Origin of the sequence: Tardiphaga sp. vice304, from assembly GCF_007018905.1 — a bacterium.
GTDB lineage: Bacteria > Pseudomonadota > Alphaproteobacteria > Rhizobiales > Xanthobacteraceae > Tardiphaga.
The window spans coordinates 5,433,050-5,448,370 of record NZ_CP041402.1 but is presented as its reverse complement, the minus strand read 5'-3'; the positions used below and the strand labels follow the sequence as shown (position 1 = coordinate 5,448,370).

General features: G+C 64.8%; 14 protein-coding genes. 8 read left to right on the top strand and 6 right to left on the bottom strand.

The window, feature by feature from the left end; all coding sequences use genetic code 11:
- Positions 1-267 precede the first annotated feature (267 nt).
- On the top strand, positions 268-1,206 hold the full coding sequence (locus FNL56_RS25975; protein ID WP_143572486.1) for an IS110 family transposase: 939 nt from the start codon (positions 268-270) through the stop codon (positions 1,204-1,206).
- A 59-nt stretch (positions 1,207-1,265) separates the two neighbouring features.
- On the opposite strand, the gene FNL56_RS25970 is transcribed toward FNL56_RS25975, so the two are convergent.
- Positions 1,266-1,694 carry a cupin domain-containing protein gene (locus FNL56_RS25970; RefSeq protein WP_246660796.1) on the bottom strand — a complete coding sequence of 143 codons (429 nt, stop codon included), beginning with the start codon at positions 1,692-1,694 and terminating at the stop codon, positions 1,266-1,268.
- Positions 1,691-2,458: a hydroxyacylglutathione hydrolase gene (gene gloB / locus FNL56_RS25965; RefSeq protein ID WP_143575690.1), complete on the bottom strand. Its 768-nt coding sequence runs from the start codon at positions 2,456-2,458 to the stop codon at positions 1,691-1,693. Before gloB ends, FNL56_RS25970 begins: the two co-directional genes overlap by 4 nt.
- 112 nt (positions 2,459-2,570) lie before the next feature.
- Here gloB and FNL56_RS25960 point away from each other — a divergent pair, with 112 nt between their 5' ends.
- Complete coding sequence (locus FNL56_RS25960) at positions 2,571-3,347, top strand: methyltransferase domain-containing protein (RefSeq protein WP_143576387.1); 777 nt, start codon at positions 2,571-2,573, stop codon at positions 3,345-3,347.
- A gap of 118 nt (positions 3,348-3,465) precedes the next feature.
- Here the strand turns inward: FNL56_RS25960 and FNL56_RS25955 are convergent, their stop codons facing one another.
- Together FNL56_RS25955 and FNL56_RS25950 are read right to left on the bottom strand one after the other, a co-directional pair.
- Positions 3,466-4,374: a site-specific tyrosine recombinase gene (locus FNL56_RS25955; protein ID WP_210245544.1), complete on the bottom strand. Its 909-nt coding sequence runs from the start codon at positions 4,372-4,374 to the stop codon at positions 3,466-3,468.
- Positions 4,375-4,617: 243 nt separating this feature from the next.
- Complete coding sequence (locus tag FNL56_RS25950; protein WP_143576386.1) at positions 4,618-4,764, bottom strand: histidine kinase; 147 nt, start codon at positions 4,762-4,764, stop codon at positions 4,618-4,620.
- 206 nt (positions 4,765-4,970) lie between these two features.
- Between FNL56_RS25950 and FNL56_RS25945 the strand changes: the two genes are divergently transcribed.
- The 3 genes from FNL56_RS25945 (at position 4,971) to FNL56_RS25935 (ending at position 8,341) form a co-directional block, all read left to right on the top strand.
- Positions 4,971-5,609: a shikimate kinase gene (locus FNL56_RS25945; RefSeq protein ID WP_143575688.1), complete on the top strand. Its 639-nt coding sequence runs from the start codon at positions 4,971-4,973 to the stop codon at positions 5,607-5,609.
- 8 nt (positions 5,610-5,617) lie between these two features.
- The gene (gene aroB / locus FNL56_RS25940; RefSeq protein WP_143575687.1) at positions 5,618-6,760 is read left to right on the top strand and encodes a 3-dehydroquinate synthase; all 1,143 of its coding nucleotides are present in this window, start codon (positions 5,618-5,620) and stop codon (positions 6,758-6,760) included.
- A gap of 231 nt (positions 6,761-6,991) precedes the next feature.
- Positions 6,992-8,341, top strand: a complete 1,350-nt coding sequence (locus FNL56_RS25935) for an HlyC/CorC family transporter (RefSeq protein ID WP_143578418.1) — start codon at positions 6,992-6,994, stop codon at positions 8,339-8,341.
- Positions 8,342-8,574: 233 nt separating this feature from the next.
- Here FNL56_RS25935 and FNL56_RS25930 read toward each other — a convergent pair whose 3' ends face one another.
- The gene (locus tag FNL56_RS25930; RefSeq protein ID WP_143575685.1) at positions 8,575-8,847 is read right to left on the bottom strand and encodes a BolA family protein; all 273 of its coding nucleotides are present in this window, start codon (positions 8,845-8,847) and stop codon (positions 8,575-8,577) included.
- Positions 8,848-8,975: 128 nt separating this feature from the next.
- On the opposite strand from FNL56_RS25930, the gene FNL56_RS25925 reads away from it, so the two are divergent.
- The 3 genes from FNL56_RS25925 to FNL56_RS25915 all read left to right on the top strand — a co-directional run bounded on the left by FNL56_RS25925 (position 8,976) and on the right by FNL56_RS25915 (position 12,218).
- Entirely contained in the window at positions 8,976-9,632 is a 657-nt protein-coding gene (locus tag FNL56_RS25925) for a J domain-containing protein (RefSeq protein WP_143575684.1), read from the top strand.
- Positions 9,633-10,060: 428 nt separating this feature from the next.
- A complete protein-coding gene (locus FNL56_RS25920; protein WP_246661606.1) occupies positions 10,061-11,536 on the top strand; it encodes a L,D-transpeptidase family protein in 1,476 nt (491 codons plus the stop codon).
- Positions 11,537-11,816: 280 nt separating this feature from the next.
- Positions 11,817-12,218 carry an endonuclease domain-containing protein gene (locus tag FNL56_RS25915; RefSeq protein WP_143582453.1) on the top strand — a complete coding sequence of 134 codons (402 nt, stop codon included), beginning with the start codon at positions 11,817-11,819 and terminating at the stop codon, positions 12,216-12,218.
- A 103-nt stretch (positions 12,219-12,321) separates the two neighbouring features.
- On the opposite strand, the gene secA is transcribed toward FNL56_RS25915, so the two are convergent.
- Positions 12,322-15,165, bottom strand: a complete 2,844-nt coding sequence (secA, locus tag FNL56_RS25910; protein ID WP_143575682.1) for a preprotein translocase subunit SecA — start codon at positions 15,163-15,165, stop codon at positions 12,322-12,324.
- Between the last annotated feature and the right edge of the window lie 156 nt (positions 15,166-15,321).

Here is a 15,321-nt window from a genome sequence, read left to right as displayed (position 1 = left end):
TGCCACACCCCCCACCCGTCACGTTTGTTCGCGGAGTTTATCATCGGGCCGGCGAAGCCGGACCCGTTGGCTCTCAAACGCGCCACCTCTTGTAATTTGCCGAATGCCGTTTCTGCTAAGCTTGGCGGAGCGGTGGCAGGCGAAAGACCGCATCACCTGAGGGACACCAAGCCCGTTGGGGAGCGTGGGTCTTCGCCTGCCGTTCCATCGAACCCGAACAGTCGCTTGGGCCGCTTTGCGAGCCCGCTTGCGCAAGGATGGGATCAGATGGACGCGATTTACGTTGGCATCGATGTTTCGAAGGACCGGCTGGACGTAGCGGTACGCCCAACGGGCCAGAGTTTTGCGGTCGCCCGAGATGGCGCGGGGATCGACGAACTGATCGGACGACTGAAGGCGATCTCGCCACGGCTGGTAGCCATCGAGGCGACCGGCGGCTTCGAGACGGTTGTCGCAGCGGGCCTCGGCGGAGCAAGCCTGCCGGTGGTGATCGTCAATCCGGCGCAGGTGCGCTTCTTTGCCAACGCGGTTGGCAAGCGCGCCAAGACCGATCCGATCGATGCCATGGTGATCGCGCATTTTGCCGAGGCGACCAAACCGCAGCTGCGTCAGCTGCCCGACGAGATGACGCGCCTGCTTGCCGATCTGGTCGCGCGCCGGCGCCAGATCGTCGAGATGATCGCGGCGGAAAGCCAGCGTGCCCGTCGCGTCAGTAATCCGCGGTTGAAGAAGAGCATCGCCCGGCTGCGCAAGGCGCTGGAGAAAGAGCTGGCTGAACTGGACGACGATATCCGCGATCACGTCCAGGGCACGCCGGCCTGGGCCGAGAAGGAAGATCTGCTGGCCTCGGTCCCGGGCATCGGGCCGACGATTGCCCGCAGCCTAATCGCCGAATTGCCGGAACTGGGCACGCTTGATCGCCGTCAGATCGCCGCGCTTGCGGGTCTGGCGCCATGGACCCGGCAATCCGGCCAATGGCGCGGCAAGAGCTTCATCGGCGGCGGCAGAGCCAGCGTGCGCGGCGTGCTGTTCATGGGCGCCATGGTCGCCGCTCGCTTCAATCCGACGCTCAAACTGTTTCGAGACAAACTCGTTGCCGCCGGCAAGCCCAAGCTGGTGGCGATCATTGCGGTCGCCCGCAAGCTACTCACCATCCTCAACGCCATCCTCCGGGACAAAACGCCATGGCAGCCCAAAAACGCTTGACCCGAAAGACAGTCGCTCCCCACCGCGAAGACGCGGGTGGGAGGGAAAAGAACCGCGTTTCAGCTAGAAGGCATCCACCCCGGCGGCGCCAGTTCGAAGGTTGCGAAATCAAATCCTGGCGCCACGGTGCAGCCGACCAGGGTCCAGTCGCCAGTGGTGCTCGCGGCCTGCCAGGCGTGCGGCGGCACGATGCCTTGCGGCAGTTCGCCGGCCGCGAGATCGGCGCCGAGCCGCAGCACGCGCGAGCCGCTGTCGTCGGCAATGCTCAGCTCCAGCGCTGCGCCGGCGTGCCAGTGCCAGATCTCGACGGCATCGATGCGGTGCCAGTGCGAACGCTCGCCTTTTGCCAGCAAAAAGTAGATCGCGGTCGAGCGCGACCGCCCGTTCGCATCCACCGCAGAATCGCGAAAGGTCTCGCGAAAATGCCCGCCTTCGGGATGCGGCTTGAGGTCCAGCCGGGCGATGATCTCGGCCGCCGTCTCCGTCACGATTTGTTCTTGCGCTCGCGCAACTCGGCGAACACGTCCTCGCCGCTGGCGCCCTTCAGCCGCACGCCGGCCGCGACCGACGGTTCGTCGGCGCGCAGGAACACGTTCCACTTCTTTTCGTCGCCGAGCAGAGTCGGGATGGTCGGCTGGTTCGCCGCGCGCAGCTCCGTGACCTTGGCGGCCCAGGCCTGAAGGTCCGGATTGCCGGGCTCGATGGGCAGCGCGAATTTGACGTTGGAGGCGGTGTATTCATGGCCGCAATACAGCCGGAAATCGTCCGGCAGCGCGCGCAGCTTCAACAGCGACTGCCACATCATCGGATAGGTGCCCTCGAACACCCGGCCGCAGCCTACCGAGAACAGGGTGTCGGCGGCGAACAGCGCCTTTTCATTGTCGAACACGTAAGCGATGTGGTCGAGCGTATGGCCGGGCGTCTCCAGCACGCGGGCCAGCATGTCGCCGACCCGCACCACGTCGCCATTGGCGACGCGCAGATCGACATCGGCGATCGCCGCCGTCTGGTCATGCGGCGCCACGACGCGGCAATTGTACTTGTGCTTGAGCTCTTTGACGCCGCCGACATGGTCGGCGTGGTGGTGCGTGATCAGGATGTCGGTGAGGATCCAGCCTTCGCGCTCCAGCACCTTGATGATGGGCGCGGCCTCCGGCGCGTCGATCGCGGCCGTCATGCGGCTCTGCGGATCGTGGATCAAATAGCCGAAATTGTCGGACAGGCAGGGGAACACGCGAATTTCGGCGGCCATGATATCTCCGGGAATCCTGAACGGTGCTGGGTTCTGACATATGGCGTTAACGTTGCCCCGGCAATGCGAGAATCGGGGCATGCCGACTCCTGCCGACGTGGTAGAAACATTCATGGCCATCGACGTCATCGACCTCCGGGATTTCTATTCGCGCCGCCTGGGCCTCGTGGCGCGGCGGCTCATCAACCGCGGTATCCAGGCGCACTGGCCGGACGCGCACGGGCTGCGCGTGCTGGGGCTGGGCTATCCGACGCCCTATCTCGGCCTGTTCCGGGAGACCTCGGAGCGTTGTATCGCCTTCATGCCGGCGGCGCAGGGCGTCTTGAAATGGCCGACCGACAAGCCGGCGCTGGCCACTTTGGTCGACGAGTTCTCGCTGCCGCTGCCGGATGCCGCGGTCGACCGCATCATTCTGGTCCATGCGCTGGAAATGTCGGACGATCCCGGCGGGTTGCTGCGGGAGATATGGCGGGTGCTGGCGCCGTCCGGCCGGCTGCTGGCGATCATCCCGAACCGCCGCGGCGTCTGGACCCGCACCGAGCACACGCCGTTCGGCCACGGCCGGCCCTATTCGCGCGCGCAGATCACGGACTTGCTGCGCCAGACCTGGTTCACGCCGTCGGCCTGGAGCGAGGCGCTGTTCATGCCACCGTTCGGGGGGGGGTGGTTCCTGCAATCGGCGATGGCCTGGGAGAAGCTCGGCGCCGCGATGGCACTGCCCTTCGCCGGCGTGCATCTCGTCGAGGCCACCAAGCAGGTCTATCGCGCGATCCCCGCGCATCGCGAGCGGACCCGGCTGATCCCGGCGCTGCAGCCGGTGCTGGTGCCGTCGCGGTTGCAGCGCGACGAGGAGGAAGAACTGCCGGAGCCGAAGCCGCAGGGAGGGTGAGGCGCTTCCTGTAGCCCGGATGACAATCCGGGGCCGGCGCATCACATGACGTCCTTTCCCGGATTGCGTCACCGACCCGCGCAAGGCGCGGCCCGCTGACTTCATCCGGGCTACGTCTTCACTTCTCCGCCAGCGGATGCAGGTCGCGCACCAGGCTCTTCAGGCGTTCTTCCACCACATGGGTATAGATCTGCGTCGTCGAGATGTCGGTATGCCCCAGCAGCGTCTGCACGATGCGCAGGTCGGCGCCGTTGTGCAAAAGGTGGCTGGCGAAGGCGTGGCGCAGCACATGCGGGCTGACCAAAGCCGGTGCAATGCCGGAGGCGGCGGCGAGTTCTTTCAGATCGCGGGCGAAATGCTGCCGGGTCAGATGCCCGCTCTCGCCGAACGACGGAAATAGCCATTTCGACGCCGCGGTCTTCTTCGGCTGGGTGGCCTGCAACTCGGCCATCGCGGCGAGATAGGCCGCCATCGCCTGTTTGGCGGTCTCATTGAGCGGCACCAGCCGCTCCTTGTTGCCCTTGCCGCGCACCACGATCATGCGCGCGTCGCGCCTGGCCGCCGTCAGCGGCAGCGACACCAGTTCGCTGACGCGCAGTCCGGTGGCGTACAATACCTCCAGCAGGCAATAGAGGCGCGCCTCGCGCAGCCGCTGGGCGATCGGCGTCGCCAGATTTTCGGCCTGCGATTTCGCCTGCACCAGCATGCGGTCGACGTCGGCGATCGACAGCACCTTGGGCAGGCTGCGGCCGCGCTTGGGGCCGGACAGGATCGCGGCGGGGTCGTCGCTGCGCAACCCTTCGCTGAGCAGGAAGCGGAACAAATGGCGCAGCGCCGACAGCCGGCGCGCCACGGTGGTCGATTTGAAGCCGCGGCCGTCGAGATCCTCGAGGTAATCGCGCAGCAATTGGGTATCGGTGGCCTTGAAGCTGGAGCGGACCCGGCAGGCGAAGTCGGAGAAATCGGCGAGATCGCGGCGGTAGGCGTCCAGCGTGTTCTCGCCGGCGCCCTGTTCGGCGGCCAGCATGTCGAGAAACAGCCCGGCCCATTTGGCATCGGAGGTAGGATTGGTGCTCAACAGAAGACCCTTGCTTGCCAGTGAAGCGGTGCGGCCGTGCGCTCCCTCTCCCATAGGGAGAGGGCTGGGGTGAGGGGTTACGCTCTCTCAATGGCGCAAAGCCCCCTCACCCGGCGCTTCGCGCCGACCTCTCCCCAACGGGGAGAGGTGAAGCAAAGCCGCTCCGCCGGTAATTCTTGTGCAGCCTAGCCGCTATTTCTTGAGAAACTTGTCGGGCTGGATCGTGACCGTCATTTCCCGTGGGCCCGGATTGACGAAATTGGCCAATGCGAACACCACGCCATAGACGAGGCCGCCGATGAGGGCGACGATCGTCAGGAAACGGAACAGGCTGGGCATGGCCGGGGACTCAAAGCGGGTCGAAGGGGGCATTGCGGTGCAGCGCACCCGCCGGGTCGCCACTTCTGTCGGATACAGTTTGACACTCTCGCTGGCAACGCTTGTCGCAGGGCTGGTATAGGTGACGAAAATGCGGCAATCCTTCGTCATCCCAATGCTTTGCCCGCGCAATCCGTTGGCCGCGCATCGTTTTTGCAGGTGAGTTGATGTCCGATACCGTCTTGCCGACCCACAGCACTGCCCAGGAGGCCGCGATCGTCGCGGGCCTCGGCAAGCGCTCGGTCGTGCTGGTCGGCATGATGGGCGCCGGCAAATCGACGATCGGCCGCCGGCTGGCGATGCGGCTGCGGCTGCCCTTCATCGATGCCGACAACGAGATCGAGGCCGCCGCCGGCATGTCGATCCCCGACATTTTCGAGGTCCATGGCGAGCCGCATTTCCGCGACGGCGAGGCGCGGGTGATCGCCCGCCTGCTGGAAAGCGGGCCGATCCTGCTGGCCACCGGCGGCGGCGCCTTCATGCGCGAGGACACCCGCGCCAAAATCCGCGACAGGGCGATCTCGATGTGGCTGAAGGCCGATGCCGACGTGATCCTGCGACGGGTCAAGCGCCGCGCCGACCGGCCGCTCTTGCAGAACGCCGATCCCGCCGCGGTGATCGCCCGGCTGATCGAGGCGCGGCATCCGTTCTACGAGCAGACCGACATCCTGATCGATTCGCGCGACGTGCCGCATGACAGGATCGTCGATGAATGCGTCGTCGCCCTGCACGAGCACCTGTTCCGGCCGCGCCCGGCCTCCGCCATTATCGAACCGACAGGCGATCCCTTGAGCCCGATTTTATGACCTTGCCTATGACCGCCCCCCTGAACCATTCCGCGCCGATCACGGTCGAGGTCGCGCTCGGCGAGCGGGCCTATGACATCATCATCGGCCGCGACGTGCTGCCCTCGCTCGGCGCCCGCATCCTGGCGCTGCGGCCCGGTGTGCGGACCGCCATCATCACCGACCGCACGGTGGCCAGCCACTGGCTGGCGGCCACCGAAGCCTCGCTGGCGGAAGCCGGCATTGCCACCTCGCATTTCATCGTCGAGGACGGCGAGGGCTCGAAGAGCTATGCCGGGCTGGAAAAGGTTTCCGAGGCGCTGGTCGCGGCCAAAATTGAGCGCAACGACCTGGTCATTGCGCTGGGCGGCGGCGTGGTCGGCGATCTCGCCGGCTTTGCCGCGGCGATCCTGCGCCGCGGCGTCGATTTCGTGCAGGTGCCGACCTCGCTGCTGGCGCAGGTGGATTCCTCGGTCGGCGGCAAGACCGGGATCAACTCGCCGCACGGCAAGAACCTGATCGGCGCGTTCCACCAGCCGCTCTTGGTGGTCGCCGATACCGCGGTGCTCGACACGCTGTCGCCGCGCCAGTTTCGCTCCGGCTATGCCGAAGTCGCGAAATACGGCGTGCTCGGGGATGAGGCGTTCTTCGCCTGGCTGGAGGCCAACCATGCCGAGATCGTCCGCGGCGGCGCGGCGCGCGAGCATGCCATCGCTACCTCGTGCCGCGCCAAGGCGGGCGTCGTCGCGCGCGACGAGCGCGAGAACGGCGAGCGCGCGTTGCTCAATCTCGGCCACACTTTCGGCCATGCGCTGGAGGCCGCAACCGGCTTTTCCGACAGGCTGTTCCACGGCGAGGGCGTCGCGGTCGGCATGGTGCTGGCGGCGCAGCTCTCCGCGCAGCTCGGCATGATCGCCGACAGCGACGCCGCGCGCGTGCAGCGTCATCTCGTCGAGTTCGGCCTGCCGACGCGGCTGCAGGACATCGCCGGCTTCACCCAGGAAGGCCTGGCCGACGCCGACGCCCTGATGGCGCTGATGGCGCAGGACAAGAAGGTGAAGCGCGGCAAGTTGACGTTCATTCTGCTCGAAGCGATCGGGCAGGCGGTGATCGCCAATGACGTCGAGCCGGCGGTGGTCAGGAACTTTCTGCAGGCAAAACTGTCGGCATGAGCCTCCCTTGCGTTTTGGCTCGGGCGAACCCACAAGCTCCGTCATTGCGAGGAGCGAAGCGACGCGGCAATCCAGAAGCGGCAAACGCGGCAAGAACTGGATTGCTTCGTCGCAAGGGCTAAGGGGAAAGCCAATTGGCTTTCCCTGACCTCGCAATGACGGCTGAAAAGCCGGTACTTTAATTCAGCCGACCGTCGGCCGCATGAGGCAGCCCGCAGACGTGAAAGAAATATGACTTCCAACGTTGCCAATCTCCTGATCGCCGTGCTGCTGCTGGCGGCCAACGCCTTCTACGTCGCGGCGGAATTCGCGCTGGTGTCGAGCCGCGGCTTTCGCGTCAAGGCGATGGCCGAGCAGAACCGTTTTGGCGCGCGTTTGCTGCAGCAGATGATGAACAACGTCGAGGCCTACCTCGCTTGCTGTCAGCTCGGCATCACCATGGCCTCGCTGGGGTTGGGCTGGGTCGGCGAGCCCACCGTGGCGGCGCTCTTGAAGCCGCTGCTCGAGCCGCTCGGCCTATCGGAATCGGCGGTGCATTTCACCTCGTTCCTGAGCGGCTTTCTGGTGTTCTCCTCGCTGCATATCGTGATCGGCGAGCAGGTGCCGAAGACGCTGGCGATCCGCCAGCCGGAGCCGGTGTCGCAATGGATCGCCTATCCGCTCTATGTTTCCTTCGTACTGTTCTGGCCGCTGAACTGGCTGCTCAACAATGCCTCGCGCGCCACGCTGCGCATGCTCGGCGTGCAGGAAGTGTCGAGCCACGAGATCCTCACTGGCCGCGAGATCCAGGGGCTGGTCGGCGAATCCGCCGAGCACGGCAAGATGGAATCGGGCGAGGCCGAATATATCCAGAACGTGTTTCGCTTCGGCGATCTTGCCGTGTCCGACGTGATGGTCCACCGCACCGCGATGGTGATGCTCAACGCGGATCTGCCGTCGGAAGAACTGGTGCGTGAGGTGCTGACCACCGAATATACCCGCATCCCGCTGTGGCGCGACAAGCCGGAGAACATCATCGGCGTGCTGCATGCCAAGGATCTGTTGCGCGCGATCCGGGCCGTCGACGGCGACACCTCGAAGATCGATGTGGCTTCCATCGCGCTGCCGCCATGGTTCGTGCCGGAGATGCGCCCGCTGTCGGATCAGCTGAAGGCATTCCGCCGCCGCAAGACGCATTTCGCGCTGGTGGTCGATGAATATGGCGAAGTCGAAGGCATGGTGACGCTGGAGGATGTGCTGGAAGAGATCGTCGGCGATATCTCCGACGAGCACGACGTGGTGGTCGCCGGCGTCCGCGCCCAGCCGGACGGTTCCGTGGTGGTCGACGGCTCCGTCCCGATCCGCGATCTCAACCGCGCGATGGACTGGCACCTGCCCGACGAGGAGGCGACGACCGTGGCGGGCCTGGTGATCCACGAGGCGCGCTCGATCCCCGAGCGCGGCCAGAGCTTCACCTTCCACGGCTTCCGGTTTCGGGTGCTGCGCCGCGAGCGCAACCGCATCACCGCATTGCGCATCGGCCCGGTGCCGGTGGAGCCGGAGCCGGTCGGGAAGAAGCCAAGGGCCGGGACGTCGTTCTGATTTTCTAACGAGATAAGAGCAATGGCAGCAGTGCTCCCTTCCCCCTTGCGGGGAAGGGTCGGGGATGGGGGGCCCCACGCGCTGAACTTTCAGCGACGCTCTGTAAAACCTGAATGAAGAAGTCGTTGCTGCATCGCCTGCGCGACATCGCAGAGGTCGTCGCTCGCGGCACCCCCATCCCCGGCCCTTCCCCGCAAGGGGGAAGGGGGCACTACCGCCGGTGTTCGGACCAATTAGCCCGCCTCGCCCTTCGTTCGCGCCTTCAGCGCCAGCGCGTGGATCGGGCCGGCGAGTTCCGCAGCCAGCGTCGCATTGATCATTCGGTGGCGTTCGATCCGGCTCTTCCCTTCGAAGCCGTCCGACACAATATCAACTCGGAAGTGCGTCTCGCCGCCGGGCTGATGGCCGGCGTGGCCTTCATGCAGATGCGACTCGTCGGTCACCTCAAGGCGATCGGGCGCGAAGGCGTCCTGCAGTTTCTTTGAGATGATGTCTTTGACGGTCATGGCAGTTCCTCGCATATCGGCTTAACGTCTTTGCCGCATCATCGTCAATCGCTGGAAATCGGCGCCACTGGGATCATATCCGAATGTCAAGACTTGAAGCTTTTCGCGCGGCGTTGTCATAGTCCGCCATGGCCATCGACTCATCCAAATTCTTCGACTCCATCCGCATCAAGCCCAATAAGCTGAGCGCCAAGCAGCAGGCCGCCGCGCGCGAGGAAGCCGCGATGTGCGAGTGGCCGGAGTGCAAAAACAAGGGGCCGCACCGCGCCCCCAAGGGCCGCGCCAACGACAAGGAATACTGGCACTTCTGCCTGAACCATGTCCGCGAGTACAACCAGTCCTATAATTTCTTCTCCGGCATGACGCTGGACGCGGTGGCGAAGTACCAGAAGGACGCGCTGACCGGCCACCGTCCGACCTGGAAGATGGGCGCCAATGGCAGCAAGGGCAAAGGCAAGTCGCCCGAGGCCGACCTCGAAGGCGCCGCCGATCCGTTCGCAATGTTCTCTGAACTCAACGGCCGCAACCGCTGGCGGCCCGGTCCCGGCGCCAAGGCCGAAGCGCCCAAGGCCGAGACGCGCAAGATTTTCAACGCCGAGCGCAAGGCGCTTCAGGTGATGGGCCTCGGCCCCGACGCCACGCTGGAAACCGTGAAATCGACCTACAAGGCGCTGGTCAAGCAGCACCACCCCGACGCCAATGGCGGCGACCGCTCCACCGAGGATCGCCTGATCGAGATCATCAAGGCGTATAATTATCTGAAGACGGTGGTCCGGGGCTCGTAGGCTCTGTCGTCCCGGCAAGCCCGCGCGTCAGCGCGGGCGCAAGCCGGGACCCATACACGCCATCGACAAGTGGCGGCACGGCCGCAGCGGCCTTCCGTCTCTTATCTCTGGAGGCTATGGATCCCGGCGTTCGCCGGGACGACGGCGGAGAGGGCGGTGGACTTCACAGCTTGCCCGCATTCCCGCCCTCCGTAACATTTGATTAAACATGTCGGCACTCCAGCCGCCTTTATTCCGCCGCATCGCGGTTTCGGCCGCAATTAAGCCCCGCCACCAAGTTTTAACCGTTCGGGTCCAAGGGTATTTGCGCCCGCTTCGCGCGGCCGGGTCGGCTTGCGAGCAGGGGGTGTTGGGGATAATCTGCGGCCCGCTTTGGGCGTAGACGGTTGTTTCGGGGTGAGTTCGCCCCTCGGCTGCGGAGTTTCGTCTTGATATATCGCTCGGACTTTCGCGGCTCGGACCTTCGCGGCCCGCTCGTTCGCGCGCTGGTCATCTCCGCCGTTCTGGCGGCTGGTCTGGCGCTGTCCGGCTGCAACACCGACGAGATGTCGCTCGCCAGCAACGCCAAGGCCAACAAGCCGATTCCGGAAAAGCTCGTCGCCGAGATCGCGGCCAAGGACATGGACCTGCAGTCGCCGATGCTGGTGCGGCTGTTCAAGCAGGAGGCCGAGCTCGAGGTCTGGAAACAGAATCGTTCCGGCCAGTTCGCGTTGCTGAAGACCTATCCGATCTGCCGCTGGTCCGGCGACCTCGGTCCGAAGATCAAGGAAGGCGACCGCCAGGCGCCCGAGGGCTTCTACAACATCACGCCGGCGCAGATGAATCCGCAGTCGTCGTATTATCTGTCGTTCAACATGGGCTACCCCAACGCGTTCGACAAATCGCTGGGGCGCACCGGCTCGCAGCTGATGGTGCATGGCGACTGCTCGTCGCGCGGATGCTACGCGATGACCGACGAACAGATCTCGGACATCTACGCGTTGGGGCGCGAATCCTTCTTCGGCGGCCAGCGCTCGTTCCAGGTGCAGGCCTATCCGTTCAAGATGACGCCCGTGAACATGGCCCGCCACCGCAACAACCCGAACATGCCGTTCTGGAAGATGATCAAGCAGGGCTACGATCATTTCGAGGTGACGAAGCAGGAGCCGAAGGTCGAGTTCTGCGAGAACAAGTACGTGTTCGATCCGGCGCAGCCCGCCAACATGTCGCGCGCGCCTGTCTTCAACGCATCCGCCAAGTGCCCGGCCTATACGGTGACGCCGGAGATCGCCGACGCGGTGGCGCAGAAGCAGCGCGCCGACGACGCCAAAACGGCTGAGCTGGTCGCCAAGGGTGTGGCGATCGCGGCGCGCCGTCCGGACATCGACGGCGGCATGAACCGGATCTTCGCCTCCAAGCTGCCGGAAGCCTCGACCGGCCTGTCGGACCCGATCGTCCCCGGCATCGAAAGCGTCCGCGCGCCGGGCACCATCCCACCGCACGTCAATCCGCCGAAGCCGAACCTTGAGCCGTCCTCGGCGTCGCTGCTGGCGTCGGCGTCGTCGGAAGAGCCGGCGGTCGCCGTCACCCCCGGCACCAAGGTCGCCTCGGCCTCGTCGGAAGGCGGCTTCTTCAGCAACCTCGCCAAGAAGGTCGGCATCGGCGGCTCCTCGGAGACCACGGCGAGCGCCACGCCGGCTTCGACCGCAGCCACCATTGCCGCCAAGTCCAAGCCAACGCCCGCGGCCAAGCCTGCTGTTTCTGTGGCCGCCAAGCCGGTGCTGACGCCGGCCGACGCCACCAAGCAGGCCAGCGCCGCCCCGCGCCCGCCGTCGAAGCCGACTGAGCAGGGCGCTTTGCTGTCCGGCGCAGCCTCGGTGGTGCCCGCCAACAGTTTTGATACGCGGTTCTCGGCCGCCAAGTAGGGCTGATGGTCCGGAGCGACGATCGCTTCGTTCGAGCCCGCGGACCCCCATCCCCGACCCTTCCCCGCAAGGGGGAAGGGGGCATTAGCCGCGGTGCTTCTTAGCGAGCAAGCTAAGTGCATCGCGTGTAAGCTCATGAGACCTAGCTGATCCGACTTCGTCAGTTCGCTTATATTAGTTCGCAGTAATTTCGCTTTGGCAGCAGTGCTCCCTTCCCCCTTGCGGGGAAGGGTCGGGGATGGGGGCGCCACGAGCGCTTTCGCCAGAATTAGGCTCGATCATGCAAGATCGACAACGACAATTTGCCAAGCAGTTAAGGGCCGATCCGACGGATGCCGAGCGCGTGCTGTGGCCGCGGTTGAAGCACGATATCGAGCTTGGTGGATCGCACTTCCGGCGGCAGGCGTTGATCGGGCCGTTCATTGTCGATTTCGTAAGTCGCAAGGCCAGGCTGGTGATCGAGCTCGATGGCGGGCAGCATCACGAGAACCGCGCGGCGGATGATTGTCGCACGAGATTCATCGAAGCCCGTGGCTACCGGGTGCTTCGGTTCTGGAATCACGAGGTGCTGGGGAATCTGGATGGCGTGCTTCAGGTCATCCAGAGCGTGGTGACCCCCATCCCTGCCCCTTCCCCGCAAGGGGGAAGGGGGCACGACGCGCGGCGTATCGGGCTAAAGTAATCAAAGCGAAGGCCCATCAGCTCCCTTCCCCCTTGCGGGGAAGGATTGGGGATGGGGGTGCCGCAGGCGACAGCTTCTCAATAAGAACCCGTAACCTCAGCCCTCACGCATACCTTCCGTGGCAGTGCTTGTACTTCTTGCCGGAGCCGCACGGGCAGTCTTCGTTGCGGCCGACCTTGCCCCAGGTGTCCGGCCTGTTCGGATCGCGGGCGGCGATCTGCTCGGCGGTGGGCGGTGCCAAAGCGGCGCTCGCGAATGCCACTTCGTCTTCGCCGGTATTGTAGTCGAGCTTGTGCGCTTCCATCGGTGGCAGCTCGGGCTGCACGTCCGGCGGCACGATCTCGACGCGCATCAATTGCGCCGTCACCGCCTCGCGCAGGTTGGCGATCATCGCCTCGAACAGGTTGTAGGCTTCCGCCTTGTACTCCTGCAGCGGATCGCGCTGGCCGTAGCCGCGCAGGCCGATCACCTGGCGCAGATGATCCAGCATCACCAGATGCTCGCGCCACAGATGGTCGAGCGTCTGCAGCAGAATGGTCTTCTCGACGTAACGCATCACGTCGGGACCCCATTGCGCCACCTTGGCGGCCATGTGCTCGTCGGCCTTCGCCTCGATGCGGTTCAGCAGCTCCTCGTCGGCGATGCCTTCTTCCTTGGCCCATTCCTCGACCGGCAGGTCGATGTCGATGACGCGCTGCAGCTCTTCCTTCAGACCGGCCACATCCCACTGCTCGGCATACTGGTTTTCCGGGATGTGCTTGGTGACGAGGTCCTCGACGAAAGCGCGGCGCATGTCGGCGACGGTGTCGGCGACGTTCTCGCTCTTCATCAGGTCGACGCGCTGCTCGAAGATCACCTTGCGCTGGTCGTTCTGCACGTCGTCGTATTTAAGCAAGTTCTTGCGGATGTCGAAGTTGCGCGCCTCGACCTTCTGCTGCGCCTTCTCCAGCGCCTTGTTGATCCACGGATGGATGATGGCTTCGCCTTCCTTGAGGCCGAGCCGGGTCAGCATGGAATCCAGCCGGTCGGAGCCGAAGATCCGCATCAGGTCGTCTTCCAGCGACAGGAAGAACTTCGAGCGGCCTGGATCGCCCTGGCGGCCGGAGCGGCCGCGTAGCTGGTTGTCGATGCGGCGGGACTCGTGGCGCTCGGAGCCGATGATGTAGAGGCCGCCGGGGCGCGTCGCGGTCTTGGCGGGCTTGGAGCCCTTGGCGGGCTCGATTTCGGCCGTTTCCTTGGCGGCCAGCACCATCTCGCGGAATTTGGCGATCTCGGCCTTGATCTCCTCGATCTTGGCGGTCTTCTCGGCCTCGTCGGTGATGTCGGCGGTCTCGATCTGCGAGCGCATTTCGAGGGATCCGCCGAGTTTGATGTCGGTGCCGCGGCCGGCCATGTTGGTGGCGATGGTGATGGCGCCGGGGACGCCGGCTTCGGCGACGATATAGGCTTCCTGCTCGTGGAAGCGCGCGTTCAGCACCGCGAACAGCTTGCCGGGCTTGCCGGCGCGGGCAGCGGCGTAGAGCTTGTCCATCGCCTTCGGCTTGTCGAATTCGAGCTGCTTGTAGCCGTGCTTCAAGAGGTACTCGCCGAGCAGTTCGGACTTCTCGATCGAGGCGGTGCCGACCAGGACCGGCTGCATGCGCGAATTGGCGCGCTCGACCTCGGCCATGATCGCGGCGTGCTTCTCGTCCTGGGTGCGGTAGACTTCGTCGTCCTCGTCCATGCGGCCGATGCCGACATTGGTCGGCACTTCGACGACTTCCAGCTTGTAGATGTCGAACAATTCGTCGGCTTCGGTCAAAGCCGTGCCGGTCATGCCGGCCAGCTTGGCGTACATGCGGAAGTAGTTCTGGAAGGTGATCGAGGCCAGCGTCTGGTTTTCCGGCTGGACAGTGACGTGTTCTTTCGCTTCCAGCGCCTGGTGCAGGCCTTCCGAATAGCGCCGGCCCTGCATCATGCGGCCGGTGAATTCGTCGATGATGATCACCTCGTCGTCGCGGACGATGTAGTCCTTGTCCTTGTTGAACAGCGAATGGGCGCGCAGCGCCTGGTTGATGTGGTGCACGACGGAGACGTTCTCGACGTCATACAGCGTCTCGCCCTTGAGCTGGCCGGCGTCGCGCAGCAGGGTCTCGATCTTCTCCATGCCGGCTTCGGTCAGCGTCACGGTGCGCTGCTTCTCGTCGACCTCGAAATCGGTCTTCTTCTCGAGCTTGGGCAGGAAGGTATCGATGGTGTTGTAGAATTCCGAGCGGTCGTCGAGCGGGCCGGAGATGATCAGAGGCGTGCGCGCCTCGTCGATCAGGATCGAGTCCACTTCGTCGACGATGGCGTAGAAGTGGCCGCGCTGGACCATGTCCTCCAGCCGGTACTTCATGTTGTCGCGCAGATAGTCGAAGCCGTATTCGTTGTTGGTGCCGTAGGTGATGTCGCAGGCATAGGACGCCTGGCGCTCGGCATCATCCAGGCCGTGCACGATCACGCCGGTGGTCAGGCCAAGGAAGCTGTAGATCTGGCCCATCCAGCCGCTATCGCGCTTGGCGAGGTAATCGTTGACGGTGACGACGTGGACGCCCTTGCCGGCCAGCGCATTGAGATAGACGGCGAGGGTCGCGACCAGCGTCTTGCCTTCGCCGGTCTTCATCTCGGCGATGTCGCCCTCATGCAGCACCATGCCGCCAATCAGCTGGACGTCGAAATGGCGCTGACCGAGCGTGCGCTTGGCGGCTTCGCGCACCGTGGCGAAAGCGGGCACCAGGAGTTCGTCGAGCGTCTTGCCGGCGGCGATCTGCGCCTTGAATTCTGAAGTGCGGGCCTTGAGCGCCTCGTCGGAGAGAGCGGCGATTTCCGGCTCCAGCGCGTTGATGGCGGCCACGCGCGTCGAGTAGGCCTTGATGCGGCGGTCATTGGCGGAGCCGAAGAACTTGCGGGCGAGCGCGCCGATCATAACGAAATCCTGTCTTTGCAGTTCGGCGTTGCCGCCGTGAGGTAGTCAGCGGGGCAAATGGCCCCCGGAACGCATCGGGCCAGAGGCCCGATCGGGCCGGCCATGATGTGTGGGAAAGAGGGTATCAAGGGTTCACTGGCGAAAGCGTTCCAATGG

Coding starts and splice junctions, on each gene's coding strand:
- FNL56_RS25930 (WP_143575685.1), bottom strand. CDS start 8,847: ATGACCGTCAAAGACATCATCTCAAAGAAACTGCAGGACGCCTTCGCG.
- FNL56_RS25950 (WP_143576386.1), bottom strand. CDS start 4,764: ATGCCCAGCCTGTTCCGTTTCCTGACGATCGTCGCCCTCATCGGCGGC.
- secA (WP_143575682.1), bottom strand. CDS start 15,165: ATGATCGGCGCGCTCGCCCGCAAGTTCTTCGGCTCCGCCAATGACCGC.
- FNL56_RS25935 (WP_143578418.1), top strand. CDS start 6,992: ATGACTTCCAACGTTGCCAATCTCCTGATCGCCGTGCTGCTGCTGGCG.
- FNL56_RS25915 (WP_143582453.1), top strand. CDS start 11,817: ATGCAAGATCGACAACGACAATTTGCCAAGCAGTTAAGGGCCGATCCG.
- FNL56_RS25960 (WP_143576387.1), top strand. CDS start 2,571: ATGGCCATCGACGTCATCGACCTCCGGGATTTCTATTCGCGCCGCCTG.
- FNL56_RS25945 (WP_143575688.1), top strand. CDS start 4,971: ATGTCCGATACCGTCTTGCCGACCCACAGCACTGCCCAGGAGGCCGCG.
- FNL56_RS25975 (WP_143572486.1), top strand. CDS start 268: ATGGACGCGATTTACGTTGGCATCGATGTTTCGAAGGACCGGCTGGAC.
- gloB (WP_143575690.1), bottom strand. CDS start 2,458: ATGGCCGCCGAAATTCGCGTGTTCCCCTGCCTGTCCGACAATTTCGGC.
- FNL56_RS25925 (WP_143575684.1), top strand. CDS start 8,976: ATGGCCATCGACTCATCCAAATTCTTCGACTCCATCCGCATCAAGCCC.
- FNL56_RS25955 (WP_210245544.1), bottom strand. CDS start 4,374: ATGCTGGCCGCCGAACAGGGCGCCGGCGAGAACACGCTGGACGCCTAC.
- aroB (WP_143575687.1), top strand. CDS start 5,618: ATGACCGCCCCCCTGAACCATTCCGCGCCGATCACGGTCGAGGTCGCG.